The organism is Kitasatospora arboriphila, from assembly GCF_039528095.1.
GTDB classification, from domain to species: Bacteria; Actinomycetota; Actinomycetes; order Streptomycetales; family Streptomycetaceae; genus Kitasatospora; species Kitasatospora arboriphila.
Genome location: NZ_BAAALD010000046.1, coordinates 8841 through 25057 on the forward strand (window position 1 = coordinate 8841; position 16217 = coordinate 25057).

Sequence of the window (16217 nt, forward strand, 5' to 3'; positions counted from 1 at the left end):
CCCCCCCCCCCCCCCCCCCGGGGGGGGGGGGGGGGGGGGCCCGCGGCCGTATCGGCGGAAGTGCACCGGGCGCAGCGCCCGGGCTGGTTGGATCGGACCGGGCAAGGCCGGCGGTGACCGCGGACGCGGCCCGCCCGACGGACGGACGGACGGAGAGACGATGAGCAGGGCCACGGGGACGGACGGGCAGCCGCCCACCATGCACGGTGCCGACAGCCACCACGTGATCCGCGTGCACGGCGCGCGCGAGAACAACCTCAAGGACGTCAGCATCGAGATCCCGAAGCGCCGGCTGACGGTGTTCACGGGCGTCTCCGGCTCGGGCAAGAGCTCGCTGGTGTTCGACACCATCGCGGCCGAGTCGCAGCGGCTGATCAACGAGACCTACAGCGCCTTCGTGCAGGGTTTCATGCCGACGCTGGCGCGGCCCGAGGTCGACGTCCTCGAGGGGCTGACCACCGTGATCACCGTCGACCAGCAGCGGATGGGCGCCGACCCCCGCTCCACGGTCGGCACCGCCACCGACGCCAACGCGATGCTGCGGATCCTGTTCAGCCGGCTGGGCGAGCCGCACATCGGCCCGCCCAGCGCGTACGCCTTCAACGTGCCGTCCGTCCGGGCGAGCGGGGCGATCACCGTCGAGCGGGGCGACCGGAAGACGGTGAAGGCGACCTTCAACCGCACCGGTGGCATGTGTCCGGGCTGCGAGGGCCGCGGCTCGGTCACCGACATCGACCACGCGGAGCTGTACGACGAGGCCAAGTCGCTCGCCGGGGGCGCGATCACCGTGCCCGGTTACAAGGCCGGCGGGTGGAACTACCGGCTGTACAGCGAGTCGGGCTTCTACGACCCCGGGAAGCCGATCCGCGACTACACGGCGGAGGAGCTGCACGACTTCCTGCACCACGAGCCGGTCAGGATGAAGATCGCCGGGATCAACATGACCTACGAGGGCCTGATCCCGCGGATCCAGAAGTCGATGCTCTCCAAGGACCGGGAGGGGATGCAGCCGCACATCCGGGAGTTCGTGGACCGCGCGGTCACCTTCACGACCTGTCCCGAGTGCGGGGGCTCCCGGCTGAGCGAGGGCGCCCGGGCGTCGAAGATCGGGCGGATCAGCATCGCCGACGCCTGCGCGATGGAGATCCGCGACCTCGCCGAGTGGGTCCGCGGCCTCGCCGAGCCCTCGGTGGCGCCGCTGCTGGCCTCGCTGCAGCGGACCCTCGACTCCTTCGTGGAGATCGGGCTCGGCTACCTCTCGCTCGACCGGGCGGCCGGCACGCTGTCCGGCGGCGAGGCGCAGCGGGTCAAGATGATCCGCCACCTCGGCTCGGCGCTGACCGACGTCACCTACGTCTTCGACGAGCCCACCGCGGGCCTGCACCCGCACGACATCCAGCGGATGAACGAGCTGCTGCTGCGGCTGCGGGACAAGGGCAACACGGTGCTCGTCGTCGAGCACAAGCCGGAGACGATCGCGATCGCCGACCACGTCGTGGACCTCGGCCCGGGCGCCGGCACGGCGGGCGGCAGCGTCTGCTTCGAGGGCACCCTGGACGGTCTGCGGGCGAGCGGCACCGTCACCGGCCGGCACTTCGACGACCGGGCCGCGCTCAAGAAGGACTTCCGGACGCCCGGCGGCCGGCTGGAGATCCGCGGCGCGTCGACGCACAACCTGCGCGACGTCGACGTGGACGTGCCGCTCGGGGTGCTGACGGTGATCACCGGTGTGGCGGGTTCGGGCAAGAGCTCGCTGGTCCGCGGGTCCCTGTTCTCGGGGCGGACTCCCGGGGCGGACGGGGTGGTCGCGGTCGACCAGACGCCGATCCGCGGCTCCCGGCGGAGCAACCCGGCGACGTACACCGGGCTGCTCGACCCGATCCGCAAGGCCTTCGCCAAGGCGAACGACGTGAAGCCGGCGCTGTTCAGCGCCAACTCCGAGGGCGCCTGCCCGACCTGCAACGGCGCCGGGGTCGTCTACACGGACCTGGCGATGATGGCCGGCGTGTCCAGCACCTGCGAGGACTGCGAGGGCCGGCGGTTCGACGCCTCGGTGCTGGAGTACCGGCTCGGCGGCCGGGACATCAGCGAGGTGCTGGCGATGCCGGTGACCGAGGCCGAGGAGTTCTTCGGCGCGGGCGAGGCGCGCACCCCGGCCGCGCACCGGATCCTCCAGCGGCTCGCCGACGTCGGCCTCGGCTACCTCGCCATCGGACAGCCGCTGACCACGCTGTCGGGCGGCGAGCGGCAGCGGCTGAAGCTGGCCACCCACATGGCGGAGAAGGGCGGCGTCTACGTCCTCGACGAGCCGACCACCGGCCTGCACCTCGCCGACGTGGAGCAGCTGCTCGGGCTGCTCGACCGGCTGGTCGAATCCGGCAAGTCCGTCGTCGTCATCGAGCACCACCAGGCGGTGATGGCGCACGCCGACTGGATCATCGACCTCGGCCCGGGGGCCGGCCACGACGGCGGCCGGATCGTCTTCGAGGGCACGCCGGCCGACCTGGTCGCCGCCCGCTCGACCCTCACCGGCGAGCACCTCGCCGCGTACGTGGGCGCCTGACCGCCCCCGACCGCGCCCGGCCCGACCGCGCCCGGCCGACCCGACCCGCCGCGCTCAGCCGGCGCGCTGGCCGACCGGGTCGGCGAGGCCCAGCGGGTCGTCCACCCGGTCGAGGAGCTCCGGGCCGTTGGAGCGCACGCTGTTCACCGCGGTCGACACCGCCCGGACGGTCAGCTCGCCGCCGACCGGGGTGTGCAGCAGGTGGTGCAGGTCGGCGGTGTCGGAGCGGTCCGGGTCCAGCCAGGCGTCCAGGTCGGCGGGGGCGATGGTCAGCGGCATCCGGTCGTGGATGCGGCCCGCGCGGTCGGTGGCGTCGGTGGTGATGATCGTCGTCGTGGTGAGCCAGGCCGCGGGGTCGTCGTCCGGGACGGAGCGGTCCCGCCAGAACTCGTACAGGCCCGCCATCAGCAGCACCGAGCCGGTGCTGAGGTAGTACGGCTGCTTGAACGCCTTGCGGCCGGCGGCGGCCTCGACCGGCCGCCACTCGAAGTACCCGTCGGCCGGGATCACGCAGCGGCGGGCGGCGAACGCCTTGCGGAAGGCCGGCTTCTCGTGGACGGTCTCCGCCCTGGCGTTGATCATCCGGGCCCCGCCGGCCGGGTCCTTGGACCAGGACGGGACGAGGCCCCAGCGCAGCGGCCGCAGCTGCCGCACCACCTCGCCGGTCTCCCGGTCGAGCCGTTCCAGCACCGCCGGCACCGGGTGGGTGGGGGCCACGTTCCAGCTCGGGGCGAGTGCCTCGGCCGGGTCCCAGCGCATCTCGCCGAGCAGGCCGACCAGGTCGACCGGGGTGGTGGTGGAGACGAAGCGACCGCACATGCGTCCACCCTGCCACGCCCCGGCCGCCCACGGCGGGCAACCTGCCGGATCCCGTGCCGCCGGTGCGGACCGACGATGCGTCAGACGAGCGAGGCCAGGTCGATGACGGTGTAGCCGCGGGACTCCACGGCGTCGACGACGGCGGGCAGGGCGCGGGAGTCGACGTTCGGCCCCGAGGTCTCGGTGGAGCCGAGGTGCATCTGGAGGATCGTGCCGGGCCGGATCGCCCGGACGGCGCGGTCCACCGCGTCCTGGACGCTCACGCCGCCGCCCTCGCCGAGGTAGCCGAGGGTGTCGTCGGTGAACTCGATGTCGGCGTAGCCGAGCGCGTTGACCTGGGCGATCGCGGACGGGCTGGTCTCGCTGTAGGGGAAGCGGTAGAAGGGCAGCGGGTCGGTGCCGGTGGCCCCGCGGATCGCCTCGTCGGCGCGCTCCACCTGCTCGCGCAGGCCGGCCGCGTCGAGGTCGGAGAGTTCGGGGTGGTCGTAGGAGTGGCTGGCGACGCCGTGCTCGGCGGCGAGGGCTGCGGCCGCCTCCGGGTTGGCCTCCGCGAACCGCCCGGTCAGGAAGAAGGTGGCGGGGACGCCGCGGCCGCGCAGCTCGTCGAGGACGGCGTCGATGCCGTCGTCGTTCCAGGCGGCGTTGAAGGTGAGGGCCACCACCGGGTCGTCGGTGGGGATCAGCCGGATCTCCTCGCCGAAGAGGTCGGCCGGTCCGCGGCGGGCCGGGACCGGCCGGGGCCGGTCCGGTCCCGGGTCGGCGGGGCGCCGGAAGTCCGCCGGGCTGCCGGGCGGGAGGGCGAACGGGAGGGCGAGGGCGGCGCCCGCGGCGAGGAACGTCCGCCGCCGGGGCGGCTGCTGAGGGTGCGTCATCAGCGCAGTATCCGGCTGTTCCGGGGCCCCCGGCGCCCGACACGCCTGCGGCGCGGGCCGGCCGTCCGCCGGTGGGGTGCGACACGCTCGGCGGGTGGGCGGGGCGTGACTCGCCGTGCGGCGGGTGATAGGCCGGAGGCTGTGCGGGGAGGCGTTCCCCGGCCGGGCGGCGTCCGACGGCGCCCGGGTGCGACGGCAGACGGGATGGCGGGCATGCCTCTGGAGGGCGAGTACGAGCCGAGTCCGGAGCAGTGGGTGCGGGACCAGGTGGAGCTGTACGAGAGCTCGGGCGGCACGCGGGGCACCACCCTGCGGGGCATGCCGGTGGTCCTCCTCACCACGCTCGGCGCACGCAGCGGCAAGATCCGCAAGACCCCGCTGATGCGGGTCGAGCACGACGGCAGGTACGCGGTCGTCGCCTCGATGGGCGGGTCACCCCGCCACCCGGTCTGGTACCACAACGTGGTGGCGAACCCGCTGGTCGAGCTGCAGGACGGGCCCGTCCGGCAGGAGATGTCCGCCCGTGAGCTCGGCGGCGCGGAGAAGGCCGAGTGGTGGGAGCGCGCGGTGGCGGCCTTCCCCGACTACGCGGCGTACCAGAAGCGGACGGAGCGGGAGATCCCGGTCTTCGTGCTGGAGCCGGTCGGCGGCAACTGACCGGTCGGCGGCCGACCGGTCAGGTGCCGCTGACCGGTCGGCGCGCGGCGGGGACGGACGTCAGGGCCGCCAGCCGGCGGTGGCGCCGAGGACGGCGAGCAGCAGCACCGCGCCCGCGTTCGTCCGCGGGTAGCAGAGCAGCAGCGCGCCGAACTCCCGCAGGACGGCGCCGGGCCAGAGCACTCCGGCCGTCGGTGCGCCGACCACCTGCCCGGACACGCCGGCCCGCCGGGCCTCGACGGCGGTGCGCAGCACGTGGAAGTTGCTGGTGACCACGGTGCACCGGTAGTCGGGCCGGTTCTCGCGCATCAGCCGGTCGCTGAACCGCAGGTTCTCCGCGGTGTTGCGGGAGCGGTCCTCCCGCAGCACCGCGGCGGCGGGCACGCCCCGGTCGGCGGCGTACCGGGCCATCGCCTCCGCCTCGCTGAGCTGCTCGTCGGTGCCCTTGCCGCCGGAGACCACCAGGACGGGCGCCGGCGGCCCGTTGCGCTCCTGCTCGGCGCGGAGTCCGAGGGCACGGTCGAGCCGGGCGGCGAGCAGCGGCGACACCCGGTCGTCGTCGTCCAGTCCGGCACCGAGCGCCACCACGAAGTCGACCTGCCGGGGCGGCGGGATCCGGCCGTACAGCGCCGAGTACCCGAGGCAGCACAGCAGCAGGAACGCCAGGTAGCCGGCGACCAGCAGGGCGGCCGCGGCGGCCGCGTGCAGCGGCCGGGAGTCGACCCGGGCCGCCGTCCACAGCACCCCGATCAGCACCAGCCCGGCCGACCCGGCGAGCAGCGGCAGCAGGTGGACGGGGCTGCCGCCCGCCCGGCGCACCATCAGCACCCCGTTGCCGACCAGCAGCACGGCCACGGCCAGCGCGGCGAGCAGAGCCGCGACCGGCATTGCGTCGGCGACGGCGCGGGCCGTGCCCGGCGGCAGCCGGCCCGGCGGCCCCAGCGCCCCGGCGCCCCCGGCCGCCACGGCCAGCCCGAGCAGCACCGCGTTGCTCAGCCGCCGCAGGTCCCGCGTGGCGCCGATCACGAAGAGGACCAGCAGAACGGCGGCGAGCAGGAAGGCGACCATGCCGCGATGGTAGGCGCCCGCACCCGAACGGCGGCACGGCCGGGGCCGGGAGAGGTCGCTTCAGGGGCGCGTGGGGGCACCTCCCGGCCGCCGGGCCGGGGGAGAACTGCGCAGTCCGGGAGGGGTGCTCCTGACGAATCCGGCTCCCCCTGGTCCGCACGGTGGCCCGCATCCGGATCGCGCAGCCCTCCCCCGGCCCTTCTCCCCCACGCGCCCCGGGGAGGTGCCCGTACGCCGCGTGAGGACGGCTCCTAGCGGGCGGCCGGGAGGCCGTACTCGGGCAGGGCGATGTCGCCGGCCTTGGCGAACTGGGCGGCCAGCAGCTGACGCATCGGCCAGCGGTTCATCGACCGCATCGACATCGTGCGCAGCCGGATCGCCAGCGCGCTGTTCGGGGCGAATCCGCCGGCGCCGCCGGGCGGCAGCTCCTGGGCCTTGGTGACGTACGGCCGCATCACCCGGTCGTAGCGCCGGAACGCGGCGGCGAGGTCGCCGTCGGCGGCGGCCGCCTCGCCGGCCAGGACGTAGGCGCCGACCAGGGCGAGGCTGGTGCCGAGGCCGGTGAGCGGCGAGGGGCAGTGGCCCGCGTCGCCGAGCAGCGCGACCCGGCCGCGGGACCAGGTGTCCAGGTGGACCTGGCCGAGCGAGTCCAGGTGGAAGTCGGTGGAGCGGCGCATCGCGTCCAGCAGCCTCGGCGTCTCCCAGCCGACGCCGGCGAACCGCCGTGCCACGAGCTCCTGCTGGGCGGCGGTGTCCCGGCGGTCGAACTCCAGCGGTCCCGAACGGAAGCCGAAGCCCGCCTTGACCTCGCCGGGCAGCCGGCCGGGGCGCACCGAGGCGACCAGGCCGCCCGGCGCGTTGTGCATCAGGTACCAGCCGTCCAGGTCGAGCTCGGTCTCGGCGGTGAACCAGGCCAGGTAGAGGTCGAGCGGCCGCACGCACTGCGACTCCGGGCCGAAGGCCAGGCCGCGGACCACCGAGTGCATGCCGTCGGCGCCGATGACGGCGGCGTAGCGCCGCGTCCCGGCCCGTTCGAAGTCGACGGTGACGCCGTCGGCGTCCTGGGCGAGCGCGGTGACGGTGTCGTCGAAGAGGTACTCGGTGTAGGGCGCGGTGTCCTCGTACAGCAGGCCGGCGAGGTCGCCGCGGAGGATCTCGATCTCGGAGACGATGCCCTCGCCGCCGAAGGCGTCGGCGGGCAGCCGGGAGGTGATCCGGCCCGCCGAGTCGACGGTGGCGATGCCCTTCTGGTCGAGGCTCAGCTCGCGGGCCCGCTCCATCAGGCCCATCCGCGAGATGACGGTGCGTCCGGCGCCGCGGAGGTCGACGGTCTGGCCGCCCGGGCGCGGCGCGGGCGCGCGCTCCACGACGGTCACCGTGAAGCCGGCCGCGTGCAGCCAGTGGGCGAGGGCCGGACCGGCGATGCCGCCGCCGGAGATCAGGATGTCTGTGTTCCCCATGCCGTCGAATGTACGCTGTACGCAGCAAGCCGCGCAAGCCTGAAATCGCCTTCCCAGCAGGGCTTTTACCCCTGGTGCACTAGTGCTCCTGACGGATGGTGCACTGCCCTCGGGCGGTCCGGGCGCAGGTGTGGCTAGGCTGACCGGCAGAGCAAGGTGCACTAGTGCGGAGGGGACGGCATGGACCGGACCGACGGATCGCGGTACCGCAGGATCGTCGACGAGCTGCGGGCCAGGATCGAACGGGGCGAACTGGCCCCGGGCGACCGGGTGCCCTCCACCCGGGAGATCACCCGGCAGTGGGGCGTCGCCATGGCGACCGCGACCAAGGCGCTCACCGAACTCCGCCGGACGGGGCTGGTCCGCGCCGTCCCGGGGATCGGCACCGTCGTGGCCGCGCCGCAGACACCGCCCCCGGCCGGTCCTCCCCCGGCGGCCCCTCCCCCGGCCCCCGTGAAGGCCGCCGCCCGCACCGCCGCCACCGACCCCCGAGGCAGCCGGGACGCCGCCCTGACGGCGGACCGGATCGTGGCCGCAGCAACGGCGGTCGCCGACGCGGAGGGCCTCGCCGCACTCTCCATGCGGCGCGTCGCCGCCGAACTCGGCGTCGCCACCATGTCGCTCTACCGGCACGTGACCGACAAGGACGACCTGCTGCTGCGGATGCTCGACACCGCCTTCACCGAGTTCGGCTTCCCCGACGAACGGCCCGACGGCTGGCGCGGACCGCTCGCCCTCGCCGCCCGGATGCTCTGGGACGCCTGCCGCCGCCACCCCTGGCTCGCACCCGCGCTCTCCATGACGCGGCCCCAGATCGTCCCCGCCGCGATGCCGTTCACCGAATGGGTGCTCGGCGCCCTCGACGGCCACGGCCTCGACCCGTGGACGGCCTTCACCACCCACCTCACGCTCTTCAACTACGTCCGCGGCACCGCCGTCAACGTCGAGGCGGAGAGCACCGCCATGGCCGACAGCGGCCTCGACGCCGACGAGTGGATGGCCACCCAGGAACCGGCCCTGCAGACCCTGATGGACACCGGCCGCTTCCCCCTCCTGCAACGACACGTCACCGACGGCTACGACTTCGACCTCGACCGCCTCTTCGAGTTCGGCCTGCAACGCCTCCTCGACGGCATCGCCGCCCTGATCGACGGCCCGCGCCCCGGCCCGGCCACCGCGTAGCATCGGCCCGTCCGCTGTCAGACGCTCAGGAGGCCGTCGTGGAGATGTTCCGGTTCGACCGCGCGGAGACGGTCGTCGACCGGTTCGGCAGCACGGGCACCGCAGCCACCGGCGTCGCGGCGGGCGAGGGGGCGGTGCGGCTGACCTGCCTGACGATCACACCCGGCGGCGTCCTCGGCGCCCATCCGGCCCCGGTGGAGCAACTGTTCCTGGTCGTGGCCGGCGAGGGCTGGGTCGCCGGCCCGGACGGGACCCGGGTGCCCGTCTCCGCCGGGGACGCCGTGCACTGGGCCACCGGCGAGCAACACGGCTCCGGCAGCACGACCGGGCTCACCGCCCTTGCGCTGGAAGGGCCGTCGGTGCGGCACCTCGCCCCGGCGGCGGGTGGGCCTGCGGCGGGGTGAGGGCGGGTGGGGATCAGGCGGTCGGCTCGGAGAAGGTGAGGCCGCCGGCGGCGAGGGGGCGGCGGTCCGCGGCGGTCGGGGCCTCCTGGCCGGGCGGGGGCAGGAAGAGGGCACGGTCGATCGGCGGCAGCGCCCGCCGGTCGGGGACGCCCGGCGCGTCGGTGTGCGGGGCGGAGAAAACGGGCAGGCCCAGCGGGCGGCGATCATCGGTCACGATCGGCAGCCTGTCCCATCGGCCCCCTCCCGGGCAACGGGATTCCCCCGGGAGTCCGCGCAGATGCTGTGAAGACCCACCGGACGGAAGGCAGATCAGGGGCGCGTGGGGGCACCTGGTCTGCCTGCACCCGACCACTGCCCCTGGGGGCTTCACGGCTCGAAGCGGTAGCCCATGCCGGGTTCGGTGACGAAGTGGCGGGGGTTGGAGGGGTCGTCCTCGAGTTTGCGGCGGAGTTGGGCCATGTAGACCCGCAGGTAGTTGGTCTCGGTGCGGTAGGCCGGCCCCCACACCTCCTGCAGCAGTTGCTTCTGGCTGACGAGGCGGCCGGCGTTGCGCGCGAGCACCTCCAGCAGGTGCCACTCGGTGGGCGTCAGGCGGACGTCGGTGCCGCCGCGGTGGACCTTCTTGGCGGCGAGGTCGACGGTGAAGGACCCGGTGGTGAGCACGGCCTCGGTGCCGCCGGCGGTCACCGGTTCGGCGCGGCGGACGGCGGCCCGCAGCCGGGCCAGGAACTCGTCCATGCCGAAGGGCTTGGTGACGTAGTCGTCGGCTCCGGCGTCGAGTGCCTCGACCTTCTCGTCGGAGGCCTGCCGGGCGGAGAGCACGATGATCGGAACGCGCGTCCAGCCGCGCAGGCCGCGGATCACCTCGGTGCCGTCCATGTCGGGCAGGCCGAGGTCGAGGACGACGACGTCCGGGGGCCTGGCGGCGGCCGCGGCGAGGGCGGAGGCGCCGTCGTGGGCGGCGTCCACCTCGTACTTCCGTGCCTTGAGGTTGATCACCAGGGCGCGGACGAGCTGGGGTTCGTCGTCCACCACGAGGACCCGGGTCATGGGGTGTGCGCCGCCTTTCTGCGGTTGGCTGTGCTGCGCCCCGGCGGTGGCCGGGGCACGGGTGGTTCAGGAGGTGCTGGGGGTGGGTTCGCGGGCGGTGCGGGCGGCGGCGGCCAGCGAGACCACCATGGTGAGTCCGCCGCCGGGGGTGTCCTCGGCGGTGAGGCTGCCGCCCATGGCTTCGGCGAAGCCGCGGGCGACGGCGAGGCCGAGTCCGACGCCGTTGCCGCGCGGGGCGTCGCCGTGCCGCTGGAAGGGCGCGAAGATCCGTTCCCGGGCCTCTTCGGGGACGCCGGGGCCGCGGTCGACGACGCGCAGCTCGACGCGGTCGCCGCCGGGCAGCCGGAGGGCGTCGGCCCGGACGGTGACGGGCAGGTCGGGCGGGCTGTACTTGACGGCGTTCTCGACCAGGTTGGCGACGACCCGTTCCAGCAGTCCGGAGTCGGCGCGCACCAGCGGCAGGTCCTCCGCGACGTCGAGCCGGACGGCGCCGGCGGGCACTCCGACGAGGGCGAGCGGGACGACCTCGTCCAGGTCGACGTCGCGCTGCAGCGGGGTGACGCTGCCGGTCTGCAGCCGGCTCATGTCGAGCAGGTTGTTGATCAGCTGGTTGAGCCGGTCGGCGCCCTCCTCGATGCCGGCGAGGAGTTCGGCCTCGTCCTCGGGGCTCCAGGCGACGTCCTCGGAGCGCAGTGAGGTGACGGCGGCCTTGATGCCGGCGAGCGGGGTGCGCAGGTCGTGCGAGACGGCGGCGAGCAGCGCGGTGCGGATCCGGTTGCTGTCGGCGAGCCGGCGGGCCTCGGCGGCCTCCTCGGCGAGCCGTTGCCGTTCGAGGACGGCGACGGCCTGGGCGGCGAAGGCGCCGAGCATCCGGCGGTCGCCGGCGGGCAGCACCCGGCCGGTGAGGACGAGGGCGAGCCGGTCGCCGACGGGGACGTCGACGGTGGCGTCCTCGGGGCGGGCGGCCGGGCGGTGGCCGACGGCGGCGCGGGTCTGCCAGGAGCCGCGGTCGCCGGGGCGTTCCAGCAGGGCGACGGACTCCATCTGGAAGGTCTCCCGGACGCGTTCGAGCAGGTCCTCGGGTCCGTCCTGGCCGCGCAGCGCGCTGCCGGCGAGGAAGGCGAGGGTCTCTGCCTCGGCCCGGCTGCGGGCGGCCTGCTGGGAGCGGCGGGCGGCGAGGTCGACCACCGAGGCGACGGCGATGCCGACGCCGACGAAGACGCCGAGGGCGAGGATGTTGGCCCGGTCGGTGATGGTGAAGGTGTGGGTGGGCGGGGCGAAGTAGTAGTTCAGCAGCGCCGAGCCGACCAGGGCGGAGGCGATCGCCGGGAAGACGCCGCCGGCCAGCGCGGCACCGACGGTGAGGGTGAGGAAGAGCAGGACGGCGGTGGGCAGGCCGACGCCGGGGCCGAGGGCGAGCAGCAGCAGGGTGAGCAGGACGGGGCCGAGGCAGCCGAGCAGCCAGCCCGCGACGGTGCGCAGCCGGCCGAGTTTGACGGGGAGTCGGCCGGGCAGGCCGGGTCGGCCGCGGGCGGCGTGTTCGTGGGTGACGACGTGCACGTCGACGTCGCCGGACTCTCGGATGACGGTGGCGCCGACGCCGGGGTAGAGCAGGGAGCGCCAGGCGCGGCGGCGGCTGGTGCCGACGACGACCTGGGTGGCGTTGACGCCGCGGGCGAAGTCGAGCAGGCCGGCGGGGACGTCCTCGGCGAGCACGGCGTGGTAGCTGCCGCCGAGTTCCTCCACGAGGCGGCGCTGGGCGGCGAGTTCGCCGGGGGCGGCGGGGGCGGCGGGGCCTTCGGGGCGGACGATGTGCACGGCGAGCAGTTCGCTGCCGGAGCCGCGGGCGGCGATCCGGGCGGCGCGGCGGATCAGGGTGCCGCCCTCGGGGCCGCCGGTGAGGCCGACGACGATGCGTTCGCGGGCGGGCCAGGTGGCGGCGATGCCCTGTTCGGTGCGGTAGCGCTGGAGGTACTCGTCGACCCGGTCGGCCGTCCAGAGCAGCGCGAGTTCGCGCAGGGCGGTGAGGTTGCCGGGGCGGAAGTAGTGCGAGAGGGCGGCGTCGACGCGGTCGGGCGGGTAGACGTTGCCGTGGGCGAGGCGGCGCCGGAGCGCTTCGGGGGACATGTCGACCAGTTCGATCTGGTCGGCGCGGCGGACGGTCTCGTCGGGCACGGTCTCGCGCTGGCGGACGCCGGTGATGCCCTCGACCACGTCGCCGAGGGATTCGAGGTGCTGGATGTTGACGGTGGAGACGACGTCGATGCCGGCGGCGAGGAGTGCCTCGACGTCCTCCCAGCGCTTGGCGTGGCGGCTGCCGGGGACGTTGGTGTGGGCGAGTTCGTCGACCAGGGCGACGTCGGGGCGGCGGGCGAGCACCGCGTCGAGGTCCATCTCGGTGAAGCGGGCGCCGCGGTGTTCGACGGTGCGGCGGGGGACGGTCTCCAGGCCGGTGACGAGTTCGGCGGTGCGGGCGCGGCCGTGGTCCTCGACGAGGGCGACGACGACGTCGGTGCCGCGGGCGGCCCTGCGGTGGGCCTCGCCGAGCATGGCGTACGTCTTCCCGACCCCGGGGGCCGCCCCGAGGTAGATCCGAAGCCTGCCGCGCGCCATGTGCACCATTCTCGTTCCGCCGCGGCGCCCGCCGGTGGTCCGGACGCCTGTTCGCGCCTCCGAGCCTAGGTCCACCGGTGGGCGCAGCACCCGGTTTGTCCGGTTCGCCGGGTGGATCCTGGCGTTTTCTTGACGCGTACGGCGGCATGCCGCCGTACGCGTCACGAGTGCCCCCGCGCCGCGGGTCAGCCTGCGCGGCGGCGAACCGGGCGGTGACGTCCTGCCAGTTCACGACCTCCCACAGCCGCTCGACGTAGTCGGGGCGGACGTTGCGGTACTGCAGGTAGTAGGCGTGCTCCCAGGCGTCGAAGGCGAGCAGCGGGGTGGTGCCCTGGCCGACGTTGCCGTGGTGGTCGTAGACCTGCTCGACGATCAGGCGCCGGCCGAGCGGCTCCCAGGAGAGGATGCCCCAGCCGCTGCCCTGGACGCCGACGGTGGCGGTGGTCAGCTGCTTGCGGAGGGCCTCGAAGGAGCCGAAGTGCTCGGTGATCGCGTCGCCGAGGGCGCCGTCGGGGCGGTCGCCGCCCTCCGGGGAGAGGTTCTGCCAGAACAGCGAGTGCAGGACGTGGCCGGAGAGGTGGAAGGCGAGCGTCTTCTGCAGGCCGACGAGGCCGCCGTACTGCTCCTGGTCGCGCGCCTCGGCGAGCTGTTCGAGGGTGTCGTTGGCGCCCTTGACGTAGGCGGCGTGGTGCTTGGAGTGGTGCAGCTCCAGGATCTCGGCGGACATCGCGCGCTCGAGGGCGGAGTAGTCGTACGGCAGGTCGGGAAGCGAGTAGGTGCCCATGGCGGGACGCGGCCCCTTTCGACGGACGGTGGTGATCGTGCCGGGGCCACACTATTGCCCATGACTTGCAAGAGCGAATCCTTTGCTTCAGCATGTTGAGTGCGAGGTCGGCCGGTCGGCCGTCCGGGGCGCCGTGCGTCCTTCCTGACCAACGATCGTCTTCCCAACCGGCGCCTGCCGGGACGCGGCCGACCCCGCGTCACGGCGTGCGCCCGGGAGCACACGCCCCGGAGCCGGCGGGCGGGGGGGGGCCACCGGGGGGCGGGGCCCCCCCCCCCCGGCCCCGCCGCCCGGCGGGTGCCCACGGGTGGGTGGGTCCGCCGGCCGGCTTCCGTGCGGTCGTGCCTCCGGTCAGGGCGCCCAGGGCGCGTCGACGGACCAGGTGGTGTCGGCGACGAAGCCGGGCGTGTTGCCGTCCCAGGCGTTCGGCCCGCCGTAGGTGGCGATCCAGACCTGCGAGTCGATGTGCCGCAGGTAGCGGTCCGGGTAGTTGTAGGCGGTGAACCGGACGCCGCCGCTGCCGGGCCGGGCGCAGAAGGTCGCGTCGGCCTGGAAGAGCGCGCCGCTGCCGGCCTCCCGGTACACCCGGCTGTCGCGGTGCCGCAGGTACTCCCCCGGGTAGTTGCGCGACTCGAAGGAGTAGCAGCTGCCGTCGGCCAGGCCCGGGACGACCTTCCAGGTGGCGTCGGCCTTCAGCAGGGCGGTGCTGCCCGCGTCGACCGGGTCGGTGTTGGCGAGGCCGTCGTAGTGCCGCAGGTAGCGGGTGGTGCAGCACGGGGTGGTGACCCGCAGCGACTCGTAGGCGCCGGTCTGCAGCACCGGATTGCCGGGGGTCGTCCGGGACGCCTCGATCAGCGCCAGGTTGGCGCTGCGGACGCGGTTCTGGTCGACCTTGACCACCTGGCGGTCGTAGCTGAGCAGGCCGTTGGCCTCGTTCTCCACGTCGGTGATCTCGGTGTAGACCGAGGCCGAGAGGCCGGCCGGCATCTGGTTGAGCCGGATCGAGTCGAGCAGGCCGGTGAAGCGGTCGTTCAGCGCCGCGGTGCTCGGCTGGTCCTCGTAGCTGAACCCGCCGCCGGGGTACCACTCGTGGCCGGGCACCCGCCGGCCGAGGCCGCCGTACTCGCCGAGGACGGCGGCGCGGGTGGCGGTGGGCCGGGTCGCGCCGGGGCCGACGTAGACGTGGTTGTCGACCACGTCGCCGTTGCCGCCGTCGACCGAGCCGCAGCAGTTGACGCCGCTCATGTTGTCGACCAGCCGGGACGGGTCGTAGGCCTTCACGTCGTCGGCGATCCGGGCCTGGTCGTACTGGCCCCAGCCCTCGTTCTCGTCCACCCACTGGATCAGCGCCGGCGAGCTGCGGTGCTGGTCGATGATCCGGTGGTACTCGGCCTCCCACTGGGTGCGGGCGGCGGAGTCCGGGGTGCGGGTGTCCATCGCCGGCATGTCCTGCCAGACCAGCAGGCCGAGCCGGTCGGCCCAGTAGAACCAGCGCTGCGGCTCGACCTTGATGTGCTTGCGGACCATGTTGAAGCCGAGGTCCTTGTGCTTCTGCAGGTCGGACCTGAGCGCGTCGTCGGTGGGCGCGGTGTAGATGCCGTCCGGCCAGTAGCCCTGGTCGAGGGTGCCGGTCTGGAAGACGAACCGGCCGTTCAGCACCGGCCGCTCGACGCCGTTGACGGTGGCGACGGCGATCGAGCGCATGCCGGTGTAGCTGCCGACCGAGTCCTCGGTGGCGGAGCCGGAGAGCAGGTCGGCGCGGACGTCGTAGAGGAACGGGTCCTCCGGCGTCCACAGGTGCGGGTTCGGGACGGCCACCGAGAAGGCGCTGCCGACCGGGCCGGTGGCGGTGGCGACGGTGGTGCCGCCGGTGGAGACGGTGATCCGGGCGGTGCGGCCGCCCGCGTTCTCGCCGAGCACGGTCACCCGCAGGGCGTTGGCGGCGAGGTCGGGCACCAGGTCGAGCCGGGTGACGTTGGCGGCGGCCACCGGCTCCAGCCAGACGGTCTGCCAGATGCCGGACGCGGCGGTGTAGAAGATGCCGCCGCCGGAGTGCGGCTGCACGCCGTTGGTGTTGCGCTGCTTGCCGACGGCGCCGCCACCGGTCTGGGTCGGGTCCCAGACCGAGACCACGATCTCGTTGGTGCCGCCGTTCAGGTACGGGGTGATGTCGTACGAGAAGGCGTCGTAGCCGCCGCTGTGCACGGCGCCGACCTGGCTGCCGTTGACCTGGACGGTGGTCTGCCAGTCGGAGGCGCCGAAGTTGAGCTTCACCCGGCGGCCGTTCCAGTTCGCCGGGACGGTGAAGGTGCGCTTGTACCAGAGCCGGTCGTTCTCGGTGATCCGGCGCTGGATGCCGGACAGGGCGGACTCGGCGACGAACGGCACCCGGATCTGCTCGCCGAACACGGCGGGCCGGCCGGCGTCGGCGGCGGTCACCGCGAAGTCCCAGATGCCGTTGAGGTTGGCCCAGTCGGGGCGGGTCAGCTGCGGGCGGGGGTACTCCGGCAGCGGACGGTCCACGGGGACCTGCGAGGTCCACGGGGTGGTCATCGGCGGGGTCTTGGGCGCCCAGGAGGCGGCCCGGGCCTGCGGCACACCGGCGGCGAGCAGCCCGGTGACGGCGAGGGCGAGCGCGGCGAGCAGGGTGGTCAGCCGGTACAGGACGCCGGGCGGTGCGGACGGTGGTGGTGCCGGGAGTGCGGGCTGCGGCGGTGCGGACATGCGGGTCTCCTCCGTACGGGT

Annotated in this window: 12 protein-coding genes and 1 pseudogene; 4 read left to right on the forward strand and 9 right to left on the reverse strand. The window is 74.3% G+C overall.

The window, feature by feature from the left end:
* The first annotated feature begins 160 nt into the window (after nucleotides 1–160).
* Entirely contained in the window at nucleotides 161–2563 is a 2403-nt protein-coding gene (locus ABD353_RS22820; RefSeq protein ID WP_344625509.1) for an ATP-binding cassette domain-containing protein, read from the forward strand.
* Between the two features lie 54 nt (nucleotides 2564–2617).
* Here the strand turns inward: ABD353_RS22820 and ABD353_RS22825 are convergent, their stop codons facing one another.
* Nucleotides 2618–3382: an SOS response-associated peptidase gene (locus ABD353_RS22825; protein WP_344625510.1), complete on the reverse strand. Its 765-nt coding sequence runs from the start codon at nucleotides 3380–3382 to the stop codon at nucleotides 2618–2620.
* 80 nt (nucleotides 3383–3462) lie between these two features.
* Nucleotides 3463–4254 carry a polysaccharide deacetylase family protein gene (locus ABD353_RS22830; protein WP_344625511.1) on the reverse strand — a complete coding sequence of 264 codons (792 nt, stop codon included), beginning with the start codon at nucleotides 4252–4254 and terminating at the stop codon, nucleotides 3463–3465.
* 213 nt (nucleotides 4255–4467) lie between these two features.
* On the opposite strand from ABD353_RS22830, the gene ABD353_RS22835 reads away from it, so the two are divergent.
* Entirely contained in the window at nucleotides 4468–4911 is a 444-nt protein-coding gene (locus ABD353_RS22835) for a nitroreductase family deazaflavin-dependent oxidoreductase (RefSeq protein WP_344625512.1), read from the forward strand.
* A 60-nt stretch (nucleotides 4912–4971) separates the two neighbouring features.
* Here the strand turns inward: ABD353_RS22835 and ABD353_RS22840 are convergent, their stop codons facing one another.
* Together ABD353_RS22840 and ABD353_RS22845 are read right to left on the reverse strand one after the other, a co-directional pair.
* Nucleotides 4972–5979 carry a YdcF family protein gene (locus ABD353_RS22840; protein ID WP_344625513.1) on the reverse strand — a complete coding sequence of 336 codons (1008 nt, stop codon included), beginning with the start codon at nucleotides 5977–5979 and terminating at the stop codon, nucleotides 4972–4974.
* A gap of 251 nt (nucleotides 5980–6230) precedes the next feature.
* A complete protein-coding gene (locus ABD353_RS22845) occupies nucleotides 6231–7439 on the reverse strand; it encodes an FAD-dependent monooxygenase (protein WP_344625514.1) in 1209 nt (402 codons plus the stop codon).
* Between the two features lie 180 nt (nucleotides 7440–7619).
* Here ABD353_RS22845 and ABD353_RS22850 point away from each other — a divergent pair, with 180 nt between their 5' ends.
* Nucleotides 7620–8621, forward strand: coding sequence for a TetR/AcrR family transcriptional regulator C-terminal domain-containing protein (locus ABD353_RS22850; protein WP_344625515.1), 1002 nt, complete (start codon nucleotides 7620–7622; stop codon nucleotides 8619–8621).
* Between the two features lie 44 nt (nucleotides 8622–8665).
* Nucleotides 8666–9025: a cupin domain-containing protein gene (locus ABD353_RS22855; protein ID WP_344625547.1), complete on the forward strand. Its 360-nt coding sequence runs from the start codon at nucleotides 8666–8668 to the stop codon at nucleotides 9023–9025.
* Nucleotides 9026–9038: 13 nt separating this feature from the next.
* Here ABD353_RS22855 and ABD353_RS22860 read toward each other — a convergent pair whose 3' ends face one another.
* The 5 genes and pseudogenes from ABD353_RS22860 to ABD353_RS22880 all read right to left on the reverse strand — a co-directional run bounded on the left by ABD353_RS22860 (nucleotide 9039) and on the right by ABD353_RS22880 (nucleotide 16196).
* A complete protein-coding gene (locus ABD353_RS22860) occupies nucleotides 9039–9239 on the reverse strand; it encodes a hypothetical protein (RefSeq protein ID WP_344625550.1) in 201 nt (66 codons plus the stop codon).
* Nucleotides 9240–9391: 152 nt separating this feature from the next.
* Nucleotides 9392–10075 (reverse strand): response regulator, encoded by a 684-nt coding sequence (locus ABD353_RS22865; RefSeq protein ID WP_344625516.1) that lies wholly within the window; start codon nucleotides 10073–10075, stop codon nucleotides 9392–9394.
* A 66-nt stretch (nucleotides 10076–10141) separates the two neighbouring features.
* Entirely contained in the window at nucleotides 10142–12688 is a 2547-nt protein-coding gene (locus ABD353_RS22870; protein WP_344625517.1) for an ATP-binding protein, read from the reverse strand.
* Between the two features lie 193 nt (nucleotides 12689–12881).
* A pseudogene (locus tag ABD353_RS22875) lies at nucleotides 12882–13472 on the reverse strand (superoxide dismutase); the annotation flags it as partial.
* Nucleotides 13473–13823: 351 nt separating this feature from the next.
* On the reverse strand, nucleotides 13824–16196 hold the full coding sequence (locus tag ABD353_RS22880; protein WP_344625518.1) for an AbfB domain-containing protein: 2373 nt from the start codon (nucleotides 16194–16196) through the stop codon (nucleotides 13824–13826).
* Nucleotides 16197–16217: the final 21 nt, after the last annotated feature.